General features: G+C 63.0%; 25 protein-coding genes. 10 read left to right on the top strand and 15 right to left on the bottom strand.

The window, feature by feature from the left end:
* Positions 1-34: 34 nt before the first annotated feature.
* Complete coding sequence (locus BG57_RS20165; RefSeq protein ID WP_035967516.1) at positions 35-1,801, bottom strand: thiamine pyrophosphate-binding protein; 1,767 nt, start codon at positions 1,799-1,801, stop codon at positions 35-37.
* A gap of 308 nt (positions 1,802-2,109) precedes the next feature.
* Here BG57_RS20165 and sucC point away from each other — a divergent pair, with 308 nt between their 5' ends.
* Entirely contained in the window at positions 2,110-3,312 is a 1,203-nt protein-coding gene (gene sucC, locus BG57_RS20160; RefSeq protein WP_035967514.1) for an ADP-forming succinate--CoA ligase subunit beta, read from the top strand.
* Positions 3,309-4,181 carry a succinate--CoA ligase subunit alpha gene (gene sucD / locus BG57_RS20155; protein ID WP_035967511.1) on the top strand — a complete coding sequence of 291 codons (873 nt, stop codon included), beginning with the start codon at positions 3,309-3,311 and terminating at the stop codon, positions 4,179-4,181. Before sucC ends, sucD begins: the two co-directional genes overlap by 4 nt.
* A gap of 84 nt (positions 4,182-4,265) precedes the next feature.
* Here the strand turns inward: sucD and BG57_RS20150 are convergent, their stop codons facing one another.
* From BG57_RS20150 to oxlT, 5 genes are all read right to left on the bottom strand, one after another.
* A complete protein-coding gene (locus tag BG57_RS20150) occupies positions 4,266-4,991 on the bottom strand; it encodes a GntR family transcriptional regulator (protein WP_035967509.1) in 726 nt (241 codons plus the stop codon).
* Complete coding sequence (locus BG57_RS20145) at positions 4,981-5,202, bottom strand: hypothetical protein (RefSeq protein WP_035967508.1); 222 nt, start codon at positions 5,200-5,202, stop codon at positions 4,981-4,983. Before BG57_RS20145 ends, BG57_RS20150 begins: the two co-directional genes overlap by 11 nt.
* A 114-nt stretch (positions 5,203-5,316) precedes the next feature.
* Positions 5,317-6,330, bottom strand: coding sequence for a 2-dehydropantoate 2-reductase (locus tag BG57_RS20140; RefSeq protein WP_035967507.1), 1,014 nt, complete (start codon positions 6,328-6,330; stop codon positions 5,317-5,319).
* Positions 6,331-6,478: 148 nt separating this feature from the next.
* On the bottom strand, positions 6,479-7,426 hold the full coding sequence (locus BG57_RS20135; RefSeq protein WP_052005908.1) for a LysR family transcriptional regulator: 948 nt from the start codon (positions 7,424-7,426) through the stop codon (positions 6,479-6,481).
* 11 nt (positions 7,427-7,437) lie between these two features.
* Positions 7,438-8,790, bottom strand: coding sequence for an oxalate/formate MFS antiporter (gene oxlT / locus BG57_RS20130; RefSeq protein ID WP_035967506.1), 1,353 nt, complete (start codon positions 8,788-8,790; stop codon positions 7,438-7,440).
* Between the two features lie 387 nt (positions 8,791-9,177).
* On the opposite strand from oxlT, the gene BG57_RS20125 reads away from it, so the two are divergent.
* The gene (locus tag BG57_RS20125; protein WP_035967567.1) at positions 9,178-10,122 is read left to right on the top strand and encodes a LysR family transcriptional regulator; all 945 of its coding nucleotides are present in this window, start codon (positions 9,178-9,180) and stop codon (positions 10,120-10,122) included.
* A 97-nt stretch (positions 10,123-10,219) separates the two neighbouring features.
* Positions 10,220-10,564, top strand: a complete 345-nt coding sequence (locus tag BG57_RS20120; protein ID WP_035967505.1) for a hypothetical protein — start codon at positions 10,220-10,222, stop codon at positions 10,562-10,564.
* 174 nt (positions 10,565-10,738) lie between these two features.
* Here the strand turns inward: BG57_RS20120 and BG57_RS20115 are convergent, their stop codons facing one another.
* On the bottom strand, positions 10,739-12,190 hold the full coding sequence (locus BG57_RS20115) for an aldehyde dehydrogenase family protein (RefSeq protein ID WP_035967503.1): 1,452 nt from the start codon (positions 12,188-12,190) through the stop codon (positions 10,739-10,741).
* Positions 12,191-12,454: 264 nt separating this feature from the next.
* On the opposite strand from BG57_RS20115, the gene BG57_RS20110 reads away from it, so the two are divergent.
* Entirely contained in the window at positions 12,455-12,865 is a 411-nt protein-coding gene (locus BG57_RS20110) for an RcnB family protein (protein WP_035967502.1), read from the top strand.
* A gap of 52 nt (positions 12,866-12,917) precedes the next feature.
* Here the strand turns inward: BG57_RS20110 and BG57_RS20105 are convergent, their stop codons facing one another.
* From BG57_RS20105 to BG57_RS20090, 4 genes are all read right to left on the bottom strand, one after another.
* A complete protein-coding gene (locus BG57_RS20105; protein ID WP_035967565.1) occupies positions 12,918-13,277 on the bottom strand; it encodes an H-NS histone family protein in 360 nt (119 codons plus the stop codon).
* Between the two features lie 442 nt (positions 13,278-13,719).
* Positions 13,720-14,187 (bottom strand): HU family DNA-binding protein, encoded by a 468-nt coding sequence (locus tag BG57_RS20100; RefSeq protein ID WP_035967501.1) that lies wholly within the window; start codon positions 14,185-14,187, stop codon positions 13,720-13,722.
* Positions 14,188-14,393: 206 nt separating this feature from the next.
* Positions 14,394-15,152: an endonuclease/exonuclease/phosphatase family protein gene (locus BG57_RS20095; RefSeq protein ID WP_035967500.1), complete on the bottom strand. Its 759-nt coding sequence runs from the start codon at positions 15,150-15,152 to the stop codon at positions 14,394-14,396.
* A complete protein-coding gene (locus BG57_RS20090; protein WP_035967499.1) occupies positions 15,149-17,503 on the bottom strand; it encodes a VTT domain-containing protein in 2,355 nt (784 codons plus the stop codon). The genes BG57_RS20095 and BG57_RS20090 overlap by 4 nt, the downstream gene beginning before the upstream one ends.
* 184 nt (positions 17,504-17,687) lie before the next feature.
* Here BG57_RS20090 and BG57_RS20085 point away from each other — a divergent pair, with 184 nt between their 5' ends.
* The 4 genes from BG57_RS20085 (at position 17,688) to BG57_RS31715 (ending at position 20,318) form a co-directional block, all read left to right on the top strand.
* Positions 17,688-18,716: an aldo/keto reductase gene (locus BG57_RS20085; protein WP_035967498.1), complete on the top strand. Its 1,029-nt coding sequence runs from the start codon at positions 17,688-17,690 to the stop codon at positions 18,714-18,716.
* 115 nt (positions 18,717-18,831) lie between these two features.
* Positions 18,832-19,446 carry a LysE family translocator gene (locus BG57_RS20080; protein ID WP_035967497.1) on the top strand — a complete coding sequence of 205 codons (615 nt, stop codon included), beginning with the start codon at positions 18,832-18,834 and terminating at the stop codon, positions 19,444-19,446.
* 294 nt (positions 19,447-19,740) lie between these two features.
* Positions 19,741-19,908: a hypothetical protein gene (locus BG57_RS33090; protein ID WP_160174740.1), complete on the top strand. Its 168-nt coding sequence runs from the start codon at positions 19,741-19,743 to the stop codon at positions 19,906-19,908.
* A gap of 248 nt (positions 19,909-20,156) precedes the next feature.
* Positions 20,157-20,318 (top strand): DUF1328 domain-containing protein, encoded by a 162-nt coding sequence (locus tag BG57_RS31715; protein WP_035967564.1) that lies wholly within the window; start codon positions 20,157-20,159, stop codon positions 20,316-20,318.
* 78 nt (positions 20,319-20,396) lie between these two features.
* Here BG57_RS31715 and BG57_RS20070 read toward each other — a convergent pair whose 3' ends face one another.
* Positions 20,397-21,497 (bottom strand): MBL fold metallo-hydrolase, encoded by a 1,101-nt coding sequence (locus BG57_RS20070; protein WP_229754088.1) that lies wholly within the window; start codon positions 21,495-21,497, stop codon positions 20,397-20,399.
* 272 nt (positions 21,498-21,769) lie between these two features.
* Here BG57_RS20070 and BG57_RS20065 point away from each other — a divergent pair, with 272 nt between their 5' ends.
* On the top strand, positions 21,770-22,090 hold the full coding sequence (locus BG57_RS20065; protein ID WP_229754087.1) for a hypothetical protein: 321 nt from the start codon (positions 21,770-21,772) through the stop codon (positions 22,088-22,090).
* Between the two features lie 3 nt (positions 22,091-22,093).
* Here BG57_RS20065 and BG57_RS20060 read toward each other — a convergent pair whose 3' ends face one another.
* The 3 genes from BG57_RS20060 to BG57_RS20050 all read right to left on the bottom strand — a co-directional run.
* Positions 22,094-23,878, bottom strand: a complete 1,785-nt coding sequence (locus tag BG57_RS20060) for an IlvD/Edd family dehydratase (protein ID WP_035967493.1) — start codon at positions 23,876-23,878, stop codon at positions 22,094-22,096.
* Between the two features lie 85 nt (positions 23,879-23,963).
* Positions 23,964-24,962, bottom strand: a complete 999-nt coding sequence (locus BG57_RS20055; RefSeq protein WP_035967492.1) for a LacI family DNA-binding transcriptional regulator — start codon at positions 24,960-24,962, stop codon at positions 23,964-23,966.
* A 47-nt stretch (positions 24,963-25,009) separates the two neighbouring features.
* A partial coding sequence (locus tag BG57_RS20050) for a hypothetical protein (RefSeq protein ID WP_338151977.1) occupies positions 25,010-25,783 on the bottom strand: 774 nt, incomplete at its 5' end.

Genomic DNA, 25,783 nt, shown 5'->3' with positions numbered 1-25,783 from the left:
CCAGTCTCTCTTGCGACGTTTATAGGTTCTACGTTTATTTGTACATCGTCTGCGCCATCGTGCCGGGGGCATACACAGTCGGATCGACCCAGATGTTGATGACCGCGCTCTTGCCCGTTTTGGCGATCGACTCGCGCGCCCGCTGCAACGCACCCGCGATCTTCGACGCTTCGTACACTTCCTCGCCGTAGCCGCCGAGCATTTCCGCGAAGCGTCCGTACGGCACGTCCGACAGCAGGTTGCCGACATTGCCGCGCTCCTGCCCGTACTTGGCGAGCTGGCCGTAGCGGATCTGGTTCATCGCCGAGTTGTTGCCGATAACCGCGATATACGGCACGCCGAAACGATTGGCCGTTTCCATGTCGAACGAGGTCATCGAGAACGCGCCGTCGCCGTAATAGCAGAGTACTTCTTTCTCGGGATTGGCGAGGCCCGCCGCGATCGCGAAGCCGGTGCCGACGCCGAGCGAGCCGAGCGCGCCGGGGTCCATCCACTGGCCGGGGCGGCGCGGACGCACGGCTTGCGCGGAGATCGTGACGACGTCGCCGCCATCGCCGATATAGATCGTGTCGTCGCTCAGGAACTGGTTGATCTCGTGCGCAACGCGGTACGGATGGATCGGGCTCGAGTCGGACGTGAAGAGCGGCATCAGCTTGGCGGTCGCGGTTTCTTCCGCCGCCGCGAGTTCGCGCATCCAGGCCTGGCGCGACTGGCGCTTGTCGTTCTTGAGACGCCCGCTCGCCGCCTGCAGCGCCGCGCCGAGAATCGCGCCCGGATCTCCGACCAGGCCGAGATCGATATCGCGGTTCTTGCCGACCGTGCGGTAATCCATGTCGATCTGCACCAGCTTCAGATCCTTGCTGATGCGCTTGCCGTAACCCATGCGGAAATCGAACGGCGTGCCGACGATCACGATCAGGTCCGCCTTCGCGAAAGCCTGCGAGCGCGTGCGGTCGAAGTGATGCGGGTCGCCCGGCGGCAGCAAGCCGCGGCTCGCACCGTTGAAATAGCCGGGAATGTCGAGGCCGCGCAGCAGCGCGATGGCTTCCTCGTGACCGCGCGCCGTCCACACTTGCTGACCGTACAGAATCGCCGGGCGCTCGGAGTTGACGAGCAGATCGGCGAGTTTTTCGATGTCCTGCGGATCGCCGACCGATTTCGTCGATGCGCGATAGCGCCCCGGCTGCGGGATCACGGCCTTGGTGACGTCGATTTCACGGTCGAGCACGTCGCGCGGAATCTCCAGATACGCCGGGCCGGGCGCGCCGTTGAACGCTTCGCGGGCGGCCATCGAGATCATGTCGGCGACGCGCTCGGTGCTCGGCACGGTCGCGGCGAACTTCGTGATCGGCGCCATCATGTCGACGTGCGGCAGGTCTTGCAGCGAACCCATCTTGTGTTGCGTGAGCGCGCCCTGCCCGCCGATATGGATGATCGGGCTTTCCGAGCGGAACGCCGTCGCGACGCCCGTGACCGCGTTCGTGCAGCCGGGACCGGCCGTCGTGACGACGCAGCCGAGCTTGCCGGTCTGACGCGCATAGCCATCGGCGGCGTGCGCGGCGACTTGCTCGTGACGCACGTCGATGATGCGGATGCCTTCATCGACGCAGCCGTCGTAGATATCGATGATGTGGCCGCCGCACAGCGTGAAGATCGTATCGACGCCTTCGTTCTTGAGCGCTCGCGCGACCAGGTGGCCGCCCGAAACGACGCCCGCGCCGCGAGTCTTCTGCTTGAGCGTGTCTTCGGCGGTGGTGGTGGCCGGAGCGACTTCGGGACGGCTGCTGACGACTTCGGACATTGTTGTCTCCTCCTCGATGGGGGTTGTGTGCGATCACGAGGCGTCGCGCTGCCGCCCGGTGTCTGTGATATACAATATTCCACACACAGTATTAGTTCAAGCGTCCGGCAGGGGCGAAAACCCTGTGATGCGGCGCATCAATGGCGTTCTGCCTTTTCCGATTGCGCTCCCGCTTGTTTCACGCTGCGCTGCAGCATTCCTAACTCCCGCCGAAGCCTTTTTAATGCCGCCTGAAATGTGATATATCACATACCAGCGCGAACGCCCCGCACTTTTCCCGCGCCACAGCCATCACAAAAGGAGACGCAATGAACATCCACGAATATCAGGCGAAGGCGCTGCTGCGAAAGTACGGCGTTGCGGTCCCGCAGGGCCGCGTCGCCTTCGATGCGCAAGAGGCCGCCGACGCCGCGCGCGCGCTGGGCGGCCCGGTCTGGGTCGTCAAATCGCAGATTCACGCAGGAGGCCGCGGCGCCGGGCGCTTCTCGAACGATCCCGATGGCAAGGGCGGCGTGCGCGTCGTGAAATCGGTCGATGACGTGCGCGAGAACGCCCGCAAGATGCTGTCGTCGGTGCTCGTCACGAAACAGACGGGGCCGGCGGGCAAGGAAGTGAAGCGCCTCTATATCGAAGAAGGCTGCGACATCGCACGCGAGCTGTATCTAGGCATGCTGGTCGATCGCGCCAGTTCGCGCATCACGATCATGGCGTCGACGGAAGGCGGGATGGAGATCGAAGAAGTGGCGCACCGCACGCCGGAGAAAATCCTCAAGGTAGCGATCGATCCCGCGACGGGCCTGCAGCCGTTTCACACGCGGCAGATCGCGTTCGGGCTCGGGCTATCCGGCAAGCAGGTCGGGGCGGCGTCGAAGTTCATCGCGGCGCTGTATCAGGCGTTCGTCGATCTTGATGCGTCGGTCGTCGAAGTCAATCCGCTCGTCGTGACCGGCTCGGGCGATGTCATCGCGCTCGACGCCAAGCTGAATTTCGACGACAACGCGCTGTACCGGCACCCGGACATCGAAGCCTTGCGCGACGAGGCCGAGGAAGACCCGGCGGAAATCGAAGCCGCGAAACACGGGCTGAACTACGTGAAGCTCGACGGCAACATCGGCTGCATGGTGAACGGCGCAGGCCTCGCGATGGCGACGATGGACATCATCAAGCTCTACGGCGGCGAGCCGGCCAACTTCCTGGACGTCGGCGGCGGCGCGACGCAAGAGCGCGTCGCGACGGCGTTCAAGCTGATCCTGCGCGATCCGAAAGTGCGCGGAATTCTCGTCAACATTTTCGGCGGCATCATGCGGTGCGACGTCATCGCGCAAGGCGTCGTGGCGGCGGCGCGGGAAATCGATCTGCACGTGCCGCTCGTCGTGCGTCTCGCGGGCACCAACGTCGACGCGGGCCGCGAGATTCTCCGCACATCGGGTCTCGCGATCATCCCCGCCGAAAATCTCGCCGATGCCGCCGACAAAATCGTTTCCGCCGTTGCCGTGGGAGAGTCCAAATGAGCGTTCTCATCAATAAAGATACGAAGGTGATCTGCCAGGGCTTCACCGGCGCGCAGGGCACGTTCCATTCGGAGCAGGCGATTGCCTACGGTACACGCATGGTCGGCGGCGTCACGCCGGGCAAGGGGGGCACGTCGCATCTCGACCTGCCCGTGTTCGACACGGTGGCGGACGCCGTCGCCCGGACCGGCGCGGACGCGTCCGTGATCTACGTGCCGCCGCCCTTCGCCGCCGATGCGATCCTCGAAGCCATCGACGCGGAAGTGCCGTTCATCGTCTGCATCACGGAAGGCATACCGGTGCTCGACATGCTGCGCGTGAAGCGCGCGCTCGCTGGATCGAAGAGCCGTCTGGTCGGTCCGAACTGCCCGGGCGTCATCACGCCGGGGCAATGCAAGATCGGCATCATGCCGGGGCATATTCATCAGCCGGGGAAGATCGGCGTCGTATCGCGGTCGGGCACGCTCACTTACGAGGCGGTGGCGCAGACGACGGCCGCCGGGCTCGGGCAAACGACGTGCATCGGCATTGGCGGCGATCCGGTGAATGGCACGAACTTCATCGATTGCCTCGAGCTGTTTCTTGCGGACGACGCGACCGAGGGCATCATCATGATCGGTGAAATCGGCGGATCGGCGGAAGAGGAAGCCGCGCAGTTCCTGAAGGATGCGAAGACGAAGAAGCCTGTCGTCGGGTTCATCGCCGGAACGAGCGCGCCGCCGGGACGGCGCATGGGTCACGCGGGCGCGATCATTTCGGGCGGGTCGGGGACCGCCAGCGCAAAGATCGACGCGATGCGGGCGGCAGGCATCCATGTCGCCGATTCTCCCGCCACGCTCGGTGAAACGATGGTGCGTGCGCTGCGCTAAACCGCGGTCGCTACGTAAAAAGAAAGGCCGCGCGGCAAACGCCGCGCGGCCTTTCTGATTGGTACCGCCGACTCCGGCGCAGACTCAGTCCAGGAAATCGCAGTTCGCTTCGACGAACGCCGCCAGGTCGAGCGAATGCTGCCTGACGAGACGCTCGACGAGTTCGGTATCGCGCCTTTCCAGCGCCTCGATGATGCGCATGTGATCGACGATCGAGCGCGACGCGCGGTCGCTCTGCGAGATCGTCATCTTTCGAATGGCGCGCACGTGCACGAAGATGTTCTTGATCGTATCGAAGATGATCTGCGACTTCGACAGCCGCACGATCGCCTGATGGAAAGCGATGTTCGCTTCCGAATACTCGTCGATGTGCTCGGCGGGCGTGCTGTCGCGGAAGTTGTCGAACATGTGCCGCAACTGGGCGATTTCCGCGTCAGTCGCGCGCTGCGTCGCGAGGCGCGCCGCCATGCTTTCGAGCGCCGCCCACATATGGATCATTTCGACGATCTCGCGCTTGGTCTTGCGCAAGATGTACACACCGCGACGCGGCACCGTGCGCAGAAAGCCTTCCTGCTCCAGCAGCGTCATGGCCTCGCGGATGGGCGTGCGGCTCACCCCGAGCGCCTCCGTCAGCTCTTTTTCATCCAGACGGATCTCTTCACGCGAGCGGTAGATGTCCGCTTCCGCAATGGCCTGCCGCAGCTTCGCGTACGCCTGATCGCGCAGCGAAACCGTGGCGTTGATCGGCTCCAGCGAAAGCGTCAGTCCCCGAACTTCCGGCCGGTCTACGGATTGAGTATCAGATGGCATTGATGGCTTGATTTCCCATTTGCGGCCGGTCTGCGATAACACGCTTGCCCGAACCGCCGTTCCGATCGTCCGCCGCGAGACCGGCAAAGCGACCGTGATCCTGTGCGCGCTGCAACATGTCCTGCGGCACTGCCGACGCAATCACAAACGTAACGCCCACACCCACGGCCACCAGCGCGAATCCGACAACTACCAACAAGGCGATGCTCATTTAAAGGCTCCGGTTGATCACTCAAGAGCCTCTAGTATATGTTGCGTCGCAGCAGGACGCAACATATTTTGAATCTTGTATATCAGAAACAACGCTGGGGCCATCGAGTGCAGTTTATGCCGCTTTCTGCGTCTGCGGGAGGGGCAGCGCACGCGCCGTGCCTTGATTAACTGCTTCGCGCAGTTTGATCAATGCGAGGACGGCATCGATCATCGGCGTGTCGATCTTCACCAGGCGGCCTATTTCCTGAACGACGGTAATCAGCGGGTCGATTTCCATAGGACGGCCGGCTTCGCAGTCCATCAGCATCGAGGTCTTGTGCGCGCCGACCGCGCCCGCGCCGTTGATGCGCCGCTCCACGTCCACGCGGAAATTGACACCGAGCTTGTCGCCGATGGCTTTGGCTTCGAGCATCATCGCCTTGGACAGCGCGCGCGTGCCGGGATCGCTCGTCAGGACGTCGAGCGTGGCGTGGGTCAGCGCGCTGATCGGATTGAAGCAGAGGTTGCCCCACAGCTTCAGCCAGATTTCGTCGCGGATGTTGTCGCGCATCGGCGCTTCCATGTCGGCGGCGACCATGATGTCGTGCAACGCCTGCAGGCGCGGCGTGATCTGCCCGCTCGGCTCGCCGATCGGAAACTTCTTGCCGTAGTGATGTTCGATGACGCCCGGCTCCGCAATCTCCGCGGCGGGCAGCAGCACGCAGCCGATGGCCCGTTCCGGCCCGAACACGCTCCACTGCCGGCCGCCGGGATCGATGCTTTGCAGCGTCGTGCCGGCCAGCTCGCCGCCGTGCTCGTGGAAGTACCAGTAGGGCAAGCCATTCACCGCAGTGACAATCGCCGTCTCGGGACCGAGCAGCGGCGGCATCAGATCGACGACGCCCGGCACCGAATGTGCCTTCAACGCGATGATGACGAAATCCTGCGGGCCGAGTTCGGCGGGATTGTTCGTGCAGCGGACCTTGACCGTGTGCTCTTCCCCGTCGATACGGAGACGAACGCCATTCGCCTGCATTGCCGCCAGATGCGGCCCGCGCGCCACGAAGCTGACATCGGCTCCGGCACGCGCAAGCTGTGCTCCCATGTAACCGCCGATGGCGCCGGCGCCGTACACGCAGATCTTCATGGTTCGTCTCCAGGAGTAAGTAGCTTTTAGCCTTCTGATATACAAGATACTACATTCCAGGTGCACGCCGAACAAGGCTAATCGAGCGAGCGGAAACCCGCACGCCGCGCCTGCGGTGCGTCTGTGATCGGCATCGATCGGGGAACGCTCAGGCTTCGATCGCCTGGGATGCGATAAGAGTATGCGTCGACGATGCGATGAAGTGCCACCATACGCTCGCCGCGCTCGCGCGCAACGCGCGGCCGCGCCGCCGGACGAGCATGATGGTGCGCGACTCTTCCGGTGCGAGCGCGATGAAACGCACGCGATCGGTTTCACAGGCTGTACGGGCGTGCATCGGCAGGACGCCGATGCCCAGCCCCGCTTCGGCCATGCGTGCGACCGCCGCCGGCTGCGCGAGCCGCTGGCGAACCGCGCCGGTCACGGCGTATCGCGCCAGCGCGGCTTCGATGGCGGCGATGCTGCCGGTGTCATCGTCGAGAAGAAGCAGTGGCATGCCGCGCAACTGCTGCCAGTCCACGCGCTCTGCCGCGGCCAGTCGATGCGACGCGCTCACGACAGCGGCGAGCCCGTCTGCAAAGAGCGGCTCGCTCGCGAGGTCGTCGAGATTGTCCGGCGCGATGACAACGCCGAGTTCAGCCTCGCCGGAACGCACGAGTTGCAGCACGGCGTTCTGCGGCCGGTCCATGAGCACGACGGTGATGTCCGGAAGACGTTCCCGGCAAGAAGCGAAGAGCGGCGGCAAGACGCTCGCCGTCAAACCGCAACTGCACGCGAGATTGACGACGCCCGGCTCGCCCGATTCCGGCGCGCGCGGCCGCAGCGTGGCCTCCAGTTCTTCGACGAGCGGCGCGATGCGCGACAGCAGCTTGCGTCCGGTATCGGTGAGCGTGACGTGGCGTGTCGTACGGTCGAACAGCCGCAGCGCGATTTCATCTTCGAGTTCTCGGATGCCGCGGCTGACTGCCGATTGAGTGATGCCGAATTCATCGCCCACGCGCGTAAAACTGCGATAGCGCGCGAGCGTGATGAACAATCGTAATTGATGCAGCGAGACGGAAGGCGCATGCGCGGAGCCGGGCGGACGGTCGCGCATGCCGTGCTTCCTTATTGAACCGACGTGTTGCGCGACGTTTCCGGCCAGCCTGCCTGGAACGATGCATTCACCGACGCATCGCCCGACGTTTCGGCGGCCGAGTTCTCGATCCAGCGTTTGCGCATCGGCGCGAGCACGAACTTGGCGCACAGTCCCGCCGCGATCGACGTCACCGCCGCCGTAATGAACACCGCGTTCCACGAACCGAACGACGCCAGCACCGATGCCAGCGGCACCAGCATCGACGCCGTGCCTTTCGCTGTGTAGAGCGTGCCCGCGTTCGCAGCCGCGTACTTGCTGCCGAAGGTGTCGGCGCAGGTCGCCGGGAAGATCGAGAAAATCTCGCCCCAGCAGAGGAAGGTCATCGCCGCGAACAGCATGAAGAGATACGGGTTATGACCGAACTCCATCAGTCCGAGCAGCGCGACGCCTTCACCGAGAAAGATAATGAACATCGTGTTCTCGCGGCCGATCTTGTCGGAGATGAAGCCGCATAGCGGGCGCGTGAAGCCGTTGCACAGATTGTCGATGGACAGCGTCATCGCGAGCAGCGGCAGCGTCACGCCGAGCACGTTGACGGGCATCTTCGCGAAGCCGTATTCCTTCGCGATCGGCCCGAACTGCGCCGTGGCGATCACGCCGCCCGCCGCGACGAACACGAACATCAGATACAGCACCCAGAAGAGCGGCGAGCGAACCATCTGTCCGGTGGTGTAATCGATCTTGGTCGACACGACGCGCTTCGCCGGCACCACGTTCACGGGCGGCTTCGGGCGCACGAGCAGCAAGGCGAGGAAGAAGATGCACACGCCCTGGAAGATGCCGAAGAACATGAACGCGTGTTCGTAGCCCGAGCTTTGAATCATGTTCGAGATCGGGATGACCGTCACCGCCGCGCCCGCGCCGAAGCCCGCTGCCGTGAGGCCCGCCGCGAGTCCCCGCTTGTCCGGGAACCACTTGAGCGCCGTGCCGACGCATGTGCCATACACGCAGCCCGCGCCGATACCCGCGATCACCGCCGCGATGTACAGATGCGCGAGACTCGTCGCGTGCGCGTCGATGACCCAGCCGATCGCGGCGCAAATCGAACCGCCGATCACGACCGGGCGCGGCCCGAATTTATCGACGAGCCAGCCCTCGACGGGCACGAGCCACGTCTCGGTGACGATGAAGATGGTGAAAGCCGTTTGAATCGCCGCTTGCCCCCAATGATGCTTGGCATCCATGGGTACGACGAAAAGGGTCCAGGCGTACTGCAGGTTCGCGACGAGGCCCATGCATGCAATGCCGATCGCTAGCTGAATCCACCTGTTGTGATGACGCCCGTGCGATTGCCCGGACACAACCGTGTCTGCGCTTGCCATGTCTGTCTCCGTTATCTGTAATCGGCGCTCGTACGGCGCCTGATGCACTGCGAGAACGCGGGCGCGGTGCGCCAGCGGGCGAGGCGGTCGGTCAGGGAAGATGTTCGGGACGCGCGGCGCGGGCGTGGCGGCGCACATCGAGAAGGGCGATGAAGTTGCACATCTGGCCAACATCCGCGTCAGGCGATCGAAGAATCATTTCGAGCGATTCCCAATAGAGTCCGGATGATTGAAGCAGCCTTTACAGGCTTTCGTGTGCTGCGATTTCGCGACTGGCTTACAAATTCCAGAGGCGTGAAGGCATCGTGGGGGAGAAAAACGATTAGGGAAAGTTAAAAAAAATTATTGTATAAGTTAGCTATCGTGAATGGATGAGGGCTCGCCGTGCTGCGTAACGCCACCCTGCGTCAACTCAAAATCTTCGAAACGGTCGCGCGCCGGCTCAGCTTTTCCCGAGCTGCGGAAGAGCTTTATCTCACGCAGCCTGCGGTATCCACACAGGTGAAACAACTGGAGGAACATGCGGGCTTGCCGCTCTTCGAGCAGCTCGGCAAGAAAATCTACCTCACTCCAGCCGGGAACGAAATGCTCCATTACAGCAGGTCGATTCTTGAGCAATTCCGCGAAGCCGACGATGCGATGGCTCGTCTCAAAGGCATTTCGGGCGGCACGCTCAACGTCGCCGTGATCAGCGCGGGCGACTACTTCTTTCCCCGCTTGCTGGCGGCGTTCACCAGGCGCAATACCGATGTGCGGCTCAATCTGGCGGTACACAATCGCGAAGAATTGCTGCACCAGCTCACCGACAATCTCACTGATCTAGCCGTCATGGTTCGGCCGCCGCGCGATATGGATACGGTCAATGTATCGTTTGCGCCGCATCCGTACGTGATCGTCGCGCCGCCGGATCATCCGCTCGTCGGGCGCAAGAACATTCCGCTGGAAGCCCTCGCCGATGAGCCGTTCATCGTTCGTGAGCGCGGCTCGGATACCTGGAACTCAATGGAAGAAGGCTTTGCGGGGCGGCTCGCCAATCTCAATGTCGCGATGGAAATCACGAGCACGGAGACGATCAAGCAAGCCGTGATTGCGGGAATGGGCGTGAGCTTTTTATCGGCGCATACGATCAGCATGGAATTGCAGGTCGGCAAGCTGGCCGTGCTGGACATCGAGGGTTTTCCCGTGATGCTCAACTGGTTCGTCGTGCATCGGAACAATAAACGCTTGCCGCCCGTCGCACTTGCTTTCAAAGAGTTTCTTGTCGAAGAAGGCGCGGCGCAGATCGAAGCCATTACGCAGATCGTCGCCAAGACGGGCAGACCCGACTTATAAGCGATCGCGAATAGGAAGTAGAAGAAAGTTTAACTGTCCTCTATGGATCAGGTTGCCTATTCTCCATGCATGCCCCACGGCCATACAGGAGACGATCATGATCCATTCAACGCTTGGCGATGACCGCGAGATTCAGGCGCAAGTCTGCGCCTTCAATACCGCTTTCGAAGAACTGGACCTGATGTTCCGGTGGGATGCGCAAACCTATCGCTCGCTGGCATCGGCGGACAGCGATTATGGCAAGCTCGCGCAATACATCGGCACGCATTGCCCGCATCTGCTGACGGCTTACAGCGCGGAGTTTCTCTGCCAGGCGATCATCGAGCGGAAAAATTCGACCATCGAGGCTTGCCGGCAAAATACCGTGCAGTACGAGGACAGCACACAGCGCGCGCGGCTTTGGCGTGCGCGGAACGAGGAAGGTCAGCGCGTGGGAGTCTGATTCCGTATCGCGCTGGGAAGGTCGCAAAAAAATGGGGCAGCGGTTGCTGCCCCTTTCGTGCGCTTGCTTTTAGGTGTCAGCCCCCGCGATCTTGCGCTCGCAATTAATTCCAGAAGACGCTCCAGTCCGTTGCGGTCTCTCACGACACATGCCGTGAGAGACCACATCGTTCCTTCATGACGTCAACGCCACCCACACCGCTTTCGGCTCGGTGAAGTTCTCGATGGCCACGTCGCCGTGCTCGCGGCCAAAGCCCGAATCGCCGGAGCCGCCCCAAGGCAGGCGCACGTCGGTGTAACCGTAGGTATTGACCCAGACGGTGCCCGCCTTCAACTCCGCCGTCATGCGATGCACGCGCCCGATATCCGCGCTCCACACGCCCGCCGCCAGACTGTACGCGGTGCCGTTGGCGATGCGCAGCGCGTCGGCTTCGTCGTCGAACGGGATCACGCTCGCGACCGGCCCGAAGATCTCTTCCTGCGAAATCCGCATCTCGTGCTCGACGTTCGCGAACACGGTCGGCTCGACGTAGTAGCCGCGCTCGCCCGACCGCTTGCCGCCCGTCACGAGCGATGCGCCCTCGCCCTTGCCAATGTCCACGTAATCGAGCACGGTCTTCATCTGCTTTGCGGAAATCAGCGGGCCCATGTTGGTTTCGCGTTGCGACGGGTCGCCGAGCTTGATGCTTCGCGCCCGCTGCCCGAGACGTTCGACGACCTCGTCATAAACGGCGCGCTGCACGAGCACGCGCGATCCCGCCGAACACACCTGCCCCGCGTTGAAGAAGATGCCGGACGCCGTGGCGCGTACGGCGCTGTCGATGTTGGCATCCGCGAAAATCACGTTTGCCGATTTGCCGCCGAGCTCCAGCGTCACGCGCTTGAAGTTGCCCGCCGCGCCCTGCAGAATGCCGCGCCCGACAGACGGCGAGCCGGTGAACGTGATCTTGTCGACGCCGGGATGCGCGACGAGCGCATCGCCGACGACAGAGCCTTTCCCTGTCACGATGTTGAGCACGCCCGGCGGCAAGCCCGCTTCGAGCGCGAGCCGGCCGACCATCAGCGCGGAAAGCGGCGTGATTTCCGCAGGCTTCACGATCAGCGTGCAGCCGCATGCGAGCGCAGGCGCGATCTTCCACATGCCGATCATCAACGGAAAATTCCACGGCACGATGGCCCCGACCACGCCGACTGGTTCGCGCACCGTATAAGTCAGCGCATCGGGCCGCGCGGGCACCACTTGACCGTTGATCTTGTCGCACCAGCCGGCGTAATAGGCAAGCGTATCGATGGCGGCGGGCACGTCCTGACGCTGCACTCCCGCGATCGGCTTGCCCGCATCGAGACTTTCCAGCGCGGCCAATTCTTCCTGGTTCTCACGCAATAGTTCGGCGAGCCGCATGAGGATGCGTCCGCGCTCGGCGGCGCGGATTGCGTTCCACGGTTTCAGTGCGGCGCGCGCCGCCTGCACCGCGCGATCGACGTCCGCCGACGTGCCTTGCGCCACGTAGGCGATGGCGTTTTCGGTCGCGGGATCGAGGTTCGTCGAATACTCGCCGCCACTCGGCGCGACAAACTCCCCGCCGATCAATAGCTCGTAACGCTTCAGGTCCGCAGTGCTTTCCATCTCCGTCTCCCTGCTTTATCGAATCGTTTCATGGTGAGCCAGAAAGACCATTCACGATAGCAAAACATTTTTATTGTTCGCATTCACCTGAATGTATGGACCGCTGAAACGGCTGCCTTATCGCACCGGTAATACGGAGTAAGCGTTACTTACACATTCTCACGGCAGCGCCCATTGCCAGCACTTAGAGTGGCGGCGGGTCGCGTGAATCGGCGTTGCAAGCCGGGCCGCGATCGGCAATTCAGCTATCGAGGAAAGTGTTTGATGAAAAAGAATCGAATTATCGCGGCGCTTCTGTGCGCAACTCTGGGTCTCGGGGCGAGCGCGACTTTCGCGCAGCCGTCGCATGACGGACCGGATCTTGGCAGCGATCATGGCAATGATCACGGCGACGCTCATCGTCCCGATCAAGCACCCGGACGCGCACCGGTGATGGTCGGCCACGATGCGCCGCGTCCGCAAGAGCATGCGGACCACGATCGCGGGCATCCCGACTGGCGCAAGGGCGACCGTCTGTCGGCGGATTATCGTGATCGCCAATATGTCGTCGATGACTGGCACGGCCACGGCCTGCATCAACCGCCGCGCGGATATCAGTGGGTCGGCGTAGGCGCGGATTATCTGCTCGTGGCGCTCGGCACCGGCCTGATCGCGCAGGTGGTGTTGTCGCAGTAAGCGGCGCACTTTAGTAGCGCGGCGCGGCAGGCCGGCATCGTGCGACTGCCGGTTAATCCTCGTCCGCGAACAGCGATGCCTGCGATGCGCGCGCCGATGCGCCGCTCGCGGGCCGGCTGGCGAGGAACGCATCGCGATCCTTGCCGGCGATCCACTGCGGTGCGCGACCGCGCCCGCTCCACGTTGCGCCGCTCGCCGGGTCGCGGTACTTGATGGCGACCTCGGACGCGGCAACCGGCGTCTCGGGCTTGCGGCCCAACAGTTCGTTTAGCGTGATGCCGTATTCGCGCATCTTCTCCACGATTTCAATTAGCGCGAGCCGCTCTTCTTTGCGCCGTGCTTCGGCAAGTTCTTTTTCGAGCGATTCTCTTTGCGCCATTAACTCGGCGACTTGCGGACTTCTGTACGTCATGTTCGTATCGGGCGTCGGGTAAGCGATGTCAGCGCCCGCGCATGGCGGGGCGAAGGTTTCGATGCAGGGAGCGCGTGAGTCGCGCAATAAGGTGCGGCGTTAAAGCCGCGAAAACCAGAGGTTAACACGAAGTGAGTTTGCGGGCAGAGCGGCGGGCGTGCTTGCCGGCAAACGAATGACTGTTCACTCGAGCCGCTCGCTCACGCTGTCTTTCTCACTTGCCCGCGTCCAGCGCACTTCATCAGGGTTCCTTACCTGCTTCGGTTTCCCGGCTATCCATGTGCGCCGAAGGCTGCAACAACGAGATCTGCCTCCGACGCAAGGCAATCGCAAGGGCGTATCAACACCATACAAGCCGTGACCTTCGCGACGACAAAAGCAAAAAGGCCAGCTTCCCCATAAGGGAAGCTGGCCTCTTCATCCATCGAACGCCAAACGAGCCTTAAGCCGCCGCGTCCTTCAGCTTCTTGAGCGCGCGCGCCTTGATACGCACGCTTGCCGGCTTGGCCGGGAACCAGCGTTCTTCACCGGTGAACGGGTCTTTGCCGAAGCGCTTCTTCTTCGCCGGGACAGTTTGCGCCGAGATCTTCAACAGACCCGACAGCGTGAACTCGCCGGAACCCTTCTTGTGAACCGAGCCGAGGATGGTGTCTTCCAGCGCGACCAACACGGCCTTGACCGCCTTGACGTCGACTTCGGCGCGATCCGCCAGATGCGCAGCGAGCGATGCCTTCGTGAAGGTGTCCTTGATCGGCGACAGCGCACCCGCGGTCTTCTTCACGGCGACGCTCTTGGTGGGTACTTTCTTCGCGGCAACCTTCGATGCTGCTTTCTTTGCCGGTGCAGCAGTCTTCACCGTGGCCTTCTTGGCCGTGGCTTTCTTAGCAGCGGTTTTTGCGGAAGTCGGCATGTTTCTCCTACCTGTTTTGGTCAGTGATATCGGAATACGTCAGCACCGATGCGTTCGTATCAACGCCGGATTCTACATAGCGCAGACGTGTTCGTGCGAGTCTTTTGCGTTTTTATATCGGTTTTTCAGGGGTTTTTCGTGGTGTAGCACTGACACACGAGCCGCTCGTCGCGCATCGCATCGCTTTCGATGCACTGCAATGCAGCTTATCCGTGACGCGATGCGCGACGCGCAATGTGCGCAATCAGCGGATAGTGATCGGATGCGACGCGCGCAAGACGCGAGCGATGCACGTCCACTCGCATGAGCCGTTCGCCCGGATGCACCCAGATTCGATCGAGCGCAAAGAGCGGATAGCGCGTCGGAAACGTGCGCAGAGCACGTGCGCGATGAAAGTGCGTGACGAGCCGCCGCAGCGTGCGGCCATAGACGAACCACTCGTTCAGATCGCCGAGCAGGATCACGGGCAGCGCGGGCGTATCGAAGCTCTGCAGCACCTGTTCGACTTGCGCGCGGCGCTCGCTCGATGCAAGCCCGAGATGCGTCGCGACGACGCGCCATAGTTCGCCGTTGCAGTCGATATCCGCATCCAGCGCGCCGCGCGGCTCGCGGCTTCGAAACGACAGATCGAGCGTGCGCACCGCGCGCACCGGATAACGCGTGAGCACCGCGTTGCCATAGCGGCGCTCCGGTGTATCGAGAGTCGGACCGGCAACCGCATGCAGCCCCGTCATGCGTTGCAGGCCGTCAAGGACATCGGGATGACCGTTGCCGCCGAGCGGCACTTCCTGCAGCGCGAAGATATCCGCATCCATTTCCGCGAGGACGCCGGCGATGCGTTCCGGCGCGAACTTCCCGTCGATGCCCACTGCGCCATGCACGTTGTACGTCGCGATGCGCAGTTCCTTCACGCGCGTCGCGCTCATCGTTTCGATGTCGATTCCGGCTTCGTGCATCAACGTCATGAGCTGACCTCGTCGTGATTGCGCGACGACGCATCGTCGGCGGCGTGGGCGGCGTTCGCTGCGTTCGCGGCGCTGTCGCGCGGCATCACCCCGCGTTCGCGCAGGCGGCTCGCGCGTTGCGCTTCGTCGCTGGCGCGCGCCTTGTCGGCATCGCTCGGGGCCCCTTCCGCCACTTTCTCGTTGCGATCACCGCGACGTCCCAGGAAGCGCTGCAGCAGTATCGATACGCCGATCAGCACCACGCCGATGCCGATGAGCACGGCAAACGAGCCGACCGTCGGATGACGCAGCGAAGCGACCAGCTGATGCGCGAACGCGACCGTCAACAAAATGCCGGGGCCCATTCCGAGCAGCGTGCCGATGAGGAAATCGCGCATGCGAATGTGCGATGCGCCAGCGACCAGATTCACGATTGCAAACGGCGCAACGGGCAACAGGCGCAGCACGACGACCGCGACGATGCCGCGCTGCGCCACACGTTCGGACAGCCGGTTCACGCGCGCCCCGGCGACCTTGCGCACCGCATCCCGGCCAAGCCACTGCCCGAGCATGTACGAGATGGAAGCGGCGATCAGCGTGCCCGCGAACGCATAGGCGCTGCCCCATCCTGCGCCGAACACGAGGCCCGTCGTCGCGATCAGCAGCGTGATCGGCACGGAAATAACGGCGGCAGTGACATAGCAGCACAGGATGAGAAGCGGCGCGAGCGGCAGCGCGTCGATGCGCCGCGTCGCCTGGGTCAGCGACTTCAGGTTGATGTATTCGCCGAGCGGCGTCCAGTGCCATATGGCCGCCACCCCGACGACGAGAAGCGCAAGCACGCCGAGCAGCGCAAAGCGCCCGATGAGCGGCCGTGTCCTTTCCGCGGGCACGAACTGATCGACGAGTTCATCGGCGGCAATCGGCGTTTCGGGGTCGACGAGCGCCTCGGGCGGAATGAGCTGATCGAGCTCGCGCGACACTTCGGGATCGAGCGGCACCAGCGTGCGATGTTCGTCGCGGTCGCGTGAAAGCGCCTGAATCGCGGCGTTTAACCCGCCACGCGCATCGCGCTCGCGCACGATGTCCGCCACTTCGCAGCCGAGATGTTCGGCGAGCAGCGTGTCGCGCATCGTCGCGATAGCGCGTCGCAAACGCGCGTCCGCGCCGGCATCGATCGATATGTTGCACTCGCTGTCGAGCACCATCGAGCGATTGTTCAGATTCGCGGAACCGACCATCAGCAGTTCGTCATCGACGATCATCAGCTTGCTATGCACGTTGATGATCTCTTCGCCGAGCTTGGGCACGGTCGGGCACATCAGCCGGTAGCGGCCGTGACGGTCCGCCTGCTTCAGGAGCTTGTGCAGACGCGCGCGCAGCACGCCCATCGTCACTTCCTGCAGCCAGCCGCTTTGATTGCGCGGCACGACGATCGCGAGATCGGGTCCGTCTTCGCGCTCGAGCGAATCCGAAAGCGACGCGCCGATGGTCCCCGACGTGAAGTACTGATTCTCTATGTAGATGCTGCGGCGGGCGCGCGCAATCGCATCGAGATATTGCGTGCGGATCTGCTGCACGGCGGGTCGGCCGAGATAGGCAGGCTCCGTCAGTGAGATTGCGAGTTGCACGTCTTCGACATCGACGGCGCGCGAAGGCGGCCACGGATCGTTTTGCAGCGCCGCGCGATGCGCGCGGATCGCCAGGCGCCGGCCGCATGCGCGCGACCAGCGTTCGCGTGCAAGCTGGCCGATCTCGCGGGCGGCGTCGCCATCGAACATCGTGTGGACGTCGTGGAACGGCTGATACTTCGCACCGTTCGCATCACGGCGATGCGGATCGTCGGGGTCATGCGACGGCGTGTCCCAGCGCGAGCGCGTGAGATCGAGACCGCCGACGAACGCGAGGCGGTCGTCGATCACGACGAGCTTCTGATGCTGCGAGCCGCCGAGCGGATGCTTGCCGTCCATCTGAAACGCGATGCGCCGATGCGTGCGCCAGCCCATCTTGTAGACCGGCAGCCATTCGCGTTCGAACGCGTAAAGCATCGCGAAGTCCCACGCGAGAATATAGATGCGCAGGCGGCGCTTCTCCGCTGCGATCGCATGCAGGAAGTCGCCGAGCGCTTCCGGATAGCCATCGTTCGAGCCTTCCGGCGTGAGCTTCATGCGGCTGTCGATATCCCAGCCGAGGATGAACACCGTCCGCTCCGCACGCGTGATGGCCTCGCGCAGCACGCGAAAATAATCGGAACCGTCGATGAGCAGGCTGAAGCGATCCGCATGACGCACGCTCGCGCAGTTGCGTCCCGGCTCGAAGAAGGATTCGTCGTGTTTCTCTGCGGTTACTGCGTTCGCGCGAGCATCGCGCATCGGGGCGTCGTTCAAGCGTTCTCCGTCATGTGGGCCTGCATGCCGCAGCGCGCCGCGACATGTCCGTCAGGAGTTTGCAAGCAGCGTGCCCGTGCGCCGATGCCGGTTCTGCACGCGTGCGGCCGTTGGGTTAGTCTCGTCAATCGAACACAACGTAAAGCGACCAACGTTCAGAGGACACACCATGGAATATCGACATCTAGGCGCTTCGGGCTTCAAGGTGCCCGTGCTGAGCTTCGGCACCGGCACGTTCGGCGGCAAAGGCGAGTTCTTCCAGGCCTGGGGACAAACGGATGTAAGCGAAGCGCGCCAGCTCATCGACATCTGTCTCGATGCTGGCGTCACCATGTTCGACACCGCCGACATCTATTCGCGCGGCGCGTCGGAATCCATTCTGGGCGAGGCGCTCAAGGGCCGGCGCGACAAGGCCGTTATCTCGACGAAAGCCACCTTTCGTTTCGATACGGACGAGCCCAACAGCGTCGGTTCATCGCGCTTTCATCTCATCAACGCCGTCAACGATGCATTGAAGCGCCTGCAGACCGACTACATCGATCTCTTCCAGTTGCATGGGTTCGATGCGAAAACGCCCGTCGAAGAGACGCTGTCCACGCTCGACGATCTCGTGCGCGCGGGCAAGATCCGTTATACCGGGGTATCGAATTTCTCGGGATGGCATCTGCAGAAATCGCTCGACGTGGCGGATCGTTATGGCTATCCACGCTATGTTGCCAATCAAACGTATTACTCGCTGATTGGCCGCGACTACGAATGGGAACTAATGCCGCTCGGACTCGATCAGGGCGTCGGTGCTGTCGTGTGGAGTCCGCTCGGATGGGGACGTCTCACGGGCAAAATCCGGCGCGGCCAGCCGCTGCCCGACTCAAGCCGCCTGCATAAAACCGCCGACATGGGGCCGCCGGTGCCCGACGAGCATCTTTATCGCGTGGTCGATGCGCTCGATGCGATCGCCGAGGAAACCGGCAAGACCGTACCGCAGATCGCGTTGAACTGGCTGCTGCAGCGTCCGACTGTCGCGACCGTGCTGATCGGCGCGCGCAACGAGGAGCAGTTGCGGCAGAACCTGGGCGCTGTCGGCTGGAACCTGACCACGGAGCAGGTCAAAAGGCTCGATGAAGCGAGCAAGGTGCGGCCGGCGTATCCGTACTGGCATCAGGAAGGTTTTGCGGAGCGCAATCCTTTCCCGGTGTGACTCGCGGTGTGACTTCGCTTCGTGCCGTACCGGAACTCTCGTGTCGAGCTGTACCGGTACTGTACAGATGCGAGCGCTTAAACTGGCTGCAATCGATTCATCTGCGAGATGCGCCATGTCTTCCGATTTTCTCCACGCCCTGCCCGCCGCCGCGCTGTTCGTGCTCGTGACGAGCATCACGCCCGGCCCGAACAATACGATGCTGCTGGCGTCGGGCGTCAATTTCGGACTGAAGCGCACGGTGCCGCATGTGCTCGGTATCAGCGCGGGCGTCGCGGTGCTGATGCTCGCGGTCGGTTTCGGGCTTGCACAAGCGTTCGATCGCTTGCCGTGGCTGTATTCCGTGCTCGAAACGGCAAGCGTGGTCTATCTGCTGTATCTCGCATGGAAGATCGGCACGTCGTCGTCGGTGCAGATGCGCGACGGCGAGCGCCGCCCGATGCGGTTCCATGAAGCCCTCGCGTTTCAGTGGGTCAATCCCAAAGCGTGGATGATGGTGCTCACCGCCGCGACGACCATCCATCTGCACGCGAGCCTTTCGCTCAATGCCGCGTTGATGGCGGTGATGTTCGTGCTGGTCGGGCTGCCGTGCATTGTCGCGTGGGCGGCGTTCGGGATGTCGCTGCGGCGTTTTCTCGCGCGTCCGCGTCTGCTGCGCGCATTCAACATCACGATGGCCGCGCTGCTCGTGCTGTCGCTCTATCCGGTCGTGGCGCATTACTTTGAGTAACGCGGCCAGCGATCGTTATCCGATAAAGCACTTTGCCTCGCTGCCCGACCCGTGCATACTTGGCTTACGCGCCGGCCACGCAAAATGTGCCGTTCCGCTTGCAAGAATGGGACGGCGGTTTGATCACCCATCCAGCGTTTTGTGCGTTGAACGCTGCCGTCATGAACGATCGCAACGTCCGCCGCCCTGGATGATCCTCCGAGGCGGTTTCATCGCCCGGCGTGTACATGCCTCGTTGTTCCCTGGTTCGCGCCGGTTTGGGCGCGGCCGTGAAATCTGTTCAAGGAGTACGCCATGTCTGGAGCCAACCGCCCGTCCGGTCCCGCCACGCGCAAATCCCTCGACCTAGCCGATCAGATCGAGCGCGATGAACTGAAGAGTCATCTGGATGCACAAAACAGCGTCGAGGACGACGAAGACGAGGACGATGAAACCGACTCCGATCGCACGCTAGGCCGTTAGCCCCACAACCTTCTCCGCGCGTTTACGCAACGCGCATCCAACGCCGCAATCACCCTGTTTCCACGGGTCTGCGGCGTTTTTGCTTTGCCCGGTGAAAACACGATGCCCCGCTTGGGCACGCGCGTTGCTTTGTCGCTCCGTACCGCGCCACCTTGAACAAAAGCGCGGCACGACCGATGAGCGAAGGCGGCGACGGTGTCCAGTCCGCATGCGAATCGAATCACCAACCGATCCCCGTGGGAGGCTTCATGCTCCGTTACGCTGTCATATTTTTCATCATTGCGCTCATCGCGGCCTTTTTCGGCTTCGGCGGGATCGCGACGGGCGCGGCGGAAATCGCCAAGATCCTGTTCTTCATCTTCATCGTGATCTTCCTTGCGACTTTGCTGCTCGGCGTATTCAGGCGATGACGCCGATAGCAACGCGAGTGCTGCATTGACTCACGCGCGGGCTTCGACGCCCGCGCGTTTTTTTATGGGCCTTGCGGTTTAGCGAGCCTGAGACGCGGTATTCAGCCGGATCGTCTGGCCGTGCTGGAGTACGGTGAATACATCGGCGGGAAGGCCCGCGTTGCGCACGGCATCGGCAAGGCGACGCGGCGGTTCATCGAGCGGCTCATCGGTCAGTTCGAAGGCGCCCCAATGAATGCCGATGGCTCTTCGCGCGTGAATGTCTTCGAAGATGCGCACCGCTTCCTCCGGGTTCACATGCTGCGCGTGCATGAACCAGCGAGGATCGTAAGCGCCGATCGGAATCAGCGCGAGGTCAAAGCCGCCGAAGCGGGCGCCGATATCGCGGAAATCGGGCGAGTATCCGGTATCGCCCGCGAAGAAGAAGGAATACGGACGCGGCGCGCCCTGCGGCGTCTTCACGACCCAACTGCCCCACAACGTTTCCGCGCGGTCGAACGGCGTGCGTGCCGACCAGTGCTGCGCCGGCGCGAACCAGATATCGAGACCGGCGGCGTGCGTTTCATCGCCCCAGTCGAGTTCTTCCACGTTCGTCACGCCGATGCGCGCCATCCATGCTTTCACGCCCAGCGGCACGAGAAAGCGCGGCGGCCCGCCCGCTTGCCGGTTCAACACTTCGATGCTCGGCTTGTCGAGATGATCGTAATGATTGTGCGAGATGAGCACGACGTCGATGTGCGGAAGCTCGTCGAGCGTCAGCGCGGGTGGCGTCTTACGCTTCGGGCCCGCGAAAGAGAACGGCGACGCGCGCTCGGAAAAGACCGGATCGGTGAGAACGTTGACGCCGTCGATTTGCACGAGCGCACTCGCGTGACCGATCCACGTCAGCGTATCGACGCTGCGGTTAGCCTTCAGAAACGCGCCATCGGGATGCGCCATCGGGAAGCGATAGCCGTTCGCCGGCGGCTTCGGCAGCCCTTGCGTGATGCGCTCCCACTGCCACTTCAGAAAAGATTCGCGAGGCAGATCCCCGTAATTGTTTTCGAAGCCCGCTGACGTGTGCCTCGCGTGATGCAGCGGTTGCGGCTGGCTCGCGATCGGACGATGCGGTTCCTCGCTGCGCGAAGAGCATCCCGCAAGCAAGGCGAGCGCGCAAATCGAGATCCGTGGATATCGCAAAGGGAATTCGCACACACGAGCAATGCGTCGGCGCATAGGCGTTCGTTCATACGTAATGTAGAAATGCGCGATGCGCGTACCGAGTCTGATTCACCCGGCGTCCGCAGACACTCGCTAGGCAAGCGAGCCAGCAAGTTTCGAACCGTCGGCCCGCTTCTTGCAATAACCACGCGACGCCGAAAACCGGCGCATCGAACAGACAATGGCGGCGCGCGTCGGAGAAGAAGACGCAGCACGCCAGCATTGACCACGGGGGCCGTATGGGCAGCAGCTTGAGAAGTCACGCATCGCGCACGTTCAATCCGCAATTGCATTCGATGCACGCGATGCTCGTATCGCGCACCGCATCGCATGTCGCGAGCGCATTCACTTCGCACGGACGCGATCAAAGCCTCGCTGAAGGCATCGCGGATGTCGTCGCCCATTGCAGTCACGCGGGACTCGGCCTTTTTCTCGCTGCCGTCTGGCATTGGCTCGACGAGCGCCGATACTTCGACGCCGCCGATGCCGTGCAGCATTACATCGAAAGCGGCACGATGCCGACGCTCAAGCCCGAGCCGCGCATCGCGCGACGCCGCGATGCGCGTGTGTGACGCTCAGTGCGAATGCCGCGGATTGCCGCGCGTCTCGATGACCTTGAGATAGAGCGTCGCGGGTTCGAGGCAGCCGCCCGTCGATAGCTGACCCACCGTCTGCCGATACAGTTCCTGCCACGGCGTCTGCGCGACGGGCGCGGCGAACGCGGCTTCGTCGCGCCGGCTTTCGAGTTCGGCTTCGTCGAGCAGCACGTTGACCGAGCGCGCATTTAGATCGACACGGATGCGGTCATTCGTGCGCAACAGCGCGAGGCCGCCGCCCACGGCCGCTTCCGGCGACATGTTCAGAATCGACGGGCTCGCCGACGTGCCGCTTTGCCGGCCATCGCCCATGCAGGGCAGCGAATCGACGCCACGCTTGATCAGTTCCGCCGGCGGCGCCATGTTGACCACTTCCGCGCTGCCCGGATAACCGACCGTGCCGCAACCGCGAATCACGAGGATGCAATGCTCGTCGATCTCGAGGGCGGGATCGTTGATGCGGTCATGGTAATCCTCGGGGCCATCGAACACGATCGCCCGCGCTTCGAACATGTTCTCCGCGCCCGGCTCGCTGAGATAGGTCTTGGTGAACGCTTCACCGACGACCGACATCTTCATGATCGCGCTATCGAAGAAATTGCCCGACAGCACCATGAAGCCGGCACCGTGCTTCAGCGGGTCGTCCGCCGTGCGGATGACATCGCGATCGGCGGCGGGCGCTTCGTCGGCAATCTCGCCGATCGTGCGGCCCGAGACCGTGTGACAGTCGCGATGCAGCAGACCCGCGGCATCGAGCTGACGCAGCACGGCCGGAACTCCGCCCGCACGATGAAAGCTCTCGCCGAGATATTCGCCGGCCGGCATGCAATTGACGATGAGCGGCACCTGCTCGCCGTCGCGCTGCCAGTCTTCGAGACTCAGGTCGATGCCCATATGCCGCGCAATCGCGATCAGATGCGGCGGGCAGTTGGTCGACGCACCCAGCGCCGACGCCACGACGATCGCATTGCGGAACGCGTCGCGCGTCATGATCTTCGACGGGCGCAAGTCCTCGCGCACCATGTCGACGATGCGCTTGCCTGTCGCGTACGCCATCTGCCCGCGCTCGCGATACGCAGCCGGAATGCTCGCGCACGTCGGCAAGGACATGCCGAGCGCTTCGGCGAGGCTGTTCATCGAGAGCGCGGTGCCCATCGTGTTGCAATGGCCGATCGACGGCGACGATGCCGTCGTCAGGCGCATGAAGCCTTCGTAATCGATATCGCCCGCCGCGAGCAGGTTGCGCGCATGCCAGATGATCGTGCCGGAGCCGACGCGCTTGCCTTCGTGCCAGCCGTCGAGCATCGGACCGCCCGACAGCACGATCGCCGGCATGTCGACGGTAGCGGCTGCCATCAGACAGGCGGGCGTGGTCTTGTCACAGCCGGTCGTGAGGACGACGCCATCGAGCGGGAAACCATGCAGTATTTCAACGAGGCCGAGATACGCGAGATTGCGGTCGAGCGCGGCGGTCGGACGGCGGCTCTGTTCCGCAAGCGGATGCACGGGAAATTCCATGGGGATGCCGCCAGCGTCGCGGATTCCGGCTTTGGTGCGCGCGGCCAGCTCGATGTGATGGCGATTGCACGGCGCGAGATCGCTGCCCGTTTGCGCAATGCCGATGATCGGCCGGCCCGACTGCAATTCTTCGCGCGTGAGTCCGTAGTTCATGAATCGCTCGACATAGAGCGCGGTCATGTCGGCATGCGAAGGATCGTCGAACCATTCCTGGCTGCGCAGGCGGCGGGGTGTTTGCTGGGACATGTCTCTCTCCGTGGGGCGTTCTTGTGCGTTTGTTACCGGTAACATCTCGTCGATATTAACATGCAATGTTCGCGATTCCGTGGGCTTACGCGCTCTCGCGCGGGATCACGTGATAGTCGACGCGAATGCGCTTGCCAGCGCGCCTCACGACGCCCTGCTCATAGGCTTCGAGTGCGGCCAGCAGCGCGGCGCCGGTGCGCGTGCCGATACCATATGCGTCGACCGAGACCGTGGTGATCGATGGCGCGCAGCACGCGGCAACTTCGAAGTTGCCGAAGCCCGCGACGGCGATATCGTCAGGCACCGAAAGCCCGCGCCGATGGCTTTCCATTATCGCGCCGAACGCGGACATGTCGCTCACACACATCACGGCTTGCGTATCGGGCCATGCATCGAGGAGCGCGGCCATCGCGGGACCGCCGTGACTCATGGTGATCGGTGAATCGCCCAGACGGACGACGCGCCCGGCGTCGAGGCCACGCGCCTTCATCTCCATACGAAAGCCCTTCAGACGATCGAGGCCGCGCCGGTCCAGTTCGCTCGCACCGCCAACGAAGCCGATGCGCTCGTGGCCACGCTCGGCGAGATAGCGCACCATCTCGCGCGCGGCGTTGACGTTGGAAAAGCCGACGGCGGCATCGATCGGATCGGATGGGAAGTCCCACATCTCGACGACAGGCACCCCCGAGCGGCGCAAGAGTGTGCGCGTCGCGTCAGTGTGACGCGAGCCGGTCAGCGCGATGCAGCGCGGCTGATGGCGCAGCATCGAGCGCACGAGATTCTCTTCGCGGTCGAGGTGATAGTCGGTGTCGCCGATCAACAATTGCAGGCCGTGCGGCTCCAATGCGGCGGAGAGGCCGCGGACGGTATCGGAGAAATTCGAGCTTGCCAGCGACGGCACCAGTACCGCGACGAATTCCGAGCGCCCGGACGAGAGCGCACCGGCGGCGGCATCCGCCACATAGCCGAGATCGTCGATCGCTTTTTGCACGCGCTCGCGCGTCGCAAGAGCGACGCTATGGCCGGCGAGCACGCGCGACACGGTCATCTTCGACACACCCGCCAGCCGCGCAACATCCGACATGCGCGGCGGACCGACGGGAAGTTCATCAACAGTCGCCGACACGTTCCTCAGTCCACCCGTGCCCAGCCGTCCGGCCGCTGCTCCAGCGTCAGATGGAGTTTGGTTTCGCCCGCTTCGCGATCGGCGGCGACGAGATCGGCGAACGCGCGCTTGATGTCGCGATCGTCTGCCCACGGAGCGACATTGTCGAGCTTGTAGGTATAAGTCACATCTGTACGATGCACGTTAGGGTCGGGCTCCGTCCAGGCGACGACTTTGTCGAGCTTCACGCGTGCGTAGCAAAGCATCCATGCATGGTTGTCGGGAGTCGCGTTGGGGTCACCGGCTTGCCTGACGGTCTCTACCGCGTACTTTTGACCTTCGCCCGTGAGACTGTAGGAGACGGCGTTGCGCTGCGTGCTGGGAGTCGCGTTGCTGGGCGTGGTGGTCGAGCGAGCGATCAGGCCGCTCTTTTCCAGCGCAGCCAGCTGCTCGCGCAATGCAGCGCCAGAATATTCGTTGAGGTCGCGCGCTGAATAGGTCGACGGAAAAGTGAAAGGACCGCGCCCGCTGCGGTTGAGGCACAGGAGCCCGCGGTTGGTTTTCATGTCGGCGGTGATCGCCTCGCCCAGGCTGGACTCGCTCGCATCGTTCTTCTTGCCACACGCCGTCGTCAACATCGCGACGCTAACCGCGGCAATTACCAGACTCGTTCTCATAGGCGCTCCGATGGGGTCCTCGTCGCGCCATTTTACCGACAGATTTGCCTGGTTCCGCGCTTGCAGCGTTAGATCGCATGCAGAATGCGCCGCCCCAACGCAAAAACCCCACCTTTGCGGGGT

Source organism: Caballeronia grimmiae (genome assembly GCF_000698555.1).
GTDB lineage: Bacteria > Pseudomonadota > Gammaproteobacteria > Burkholderiales > Burkholderiaceae > Caballeronia > Caballeronia grimmiae.
Note: the sequence above shows the minus strand (reverse complement) of the source record. Positions and strands in the feature narration are given on the sequence as shown.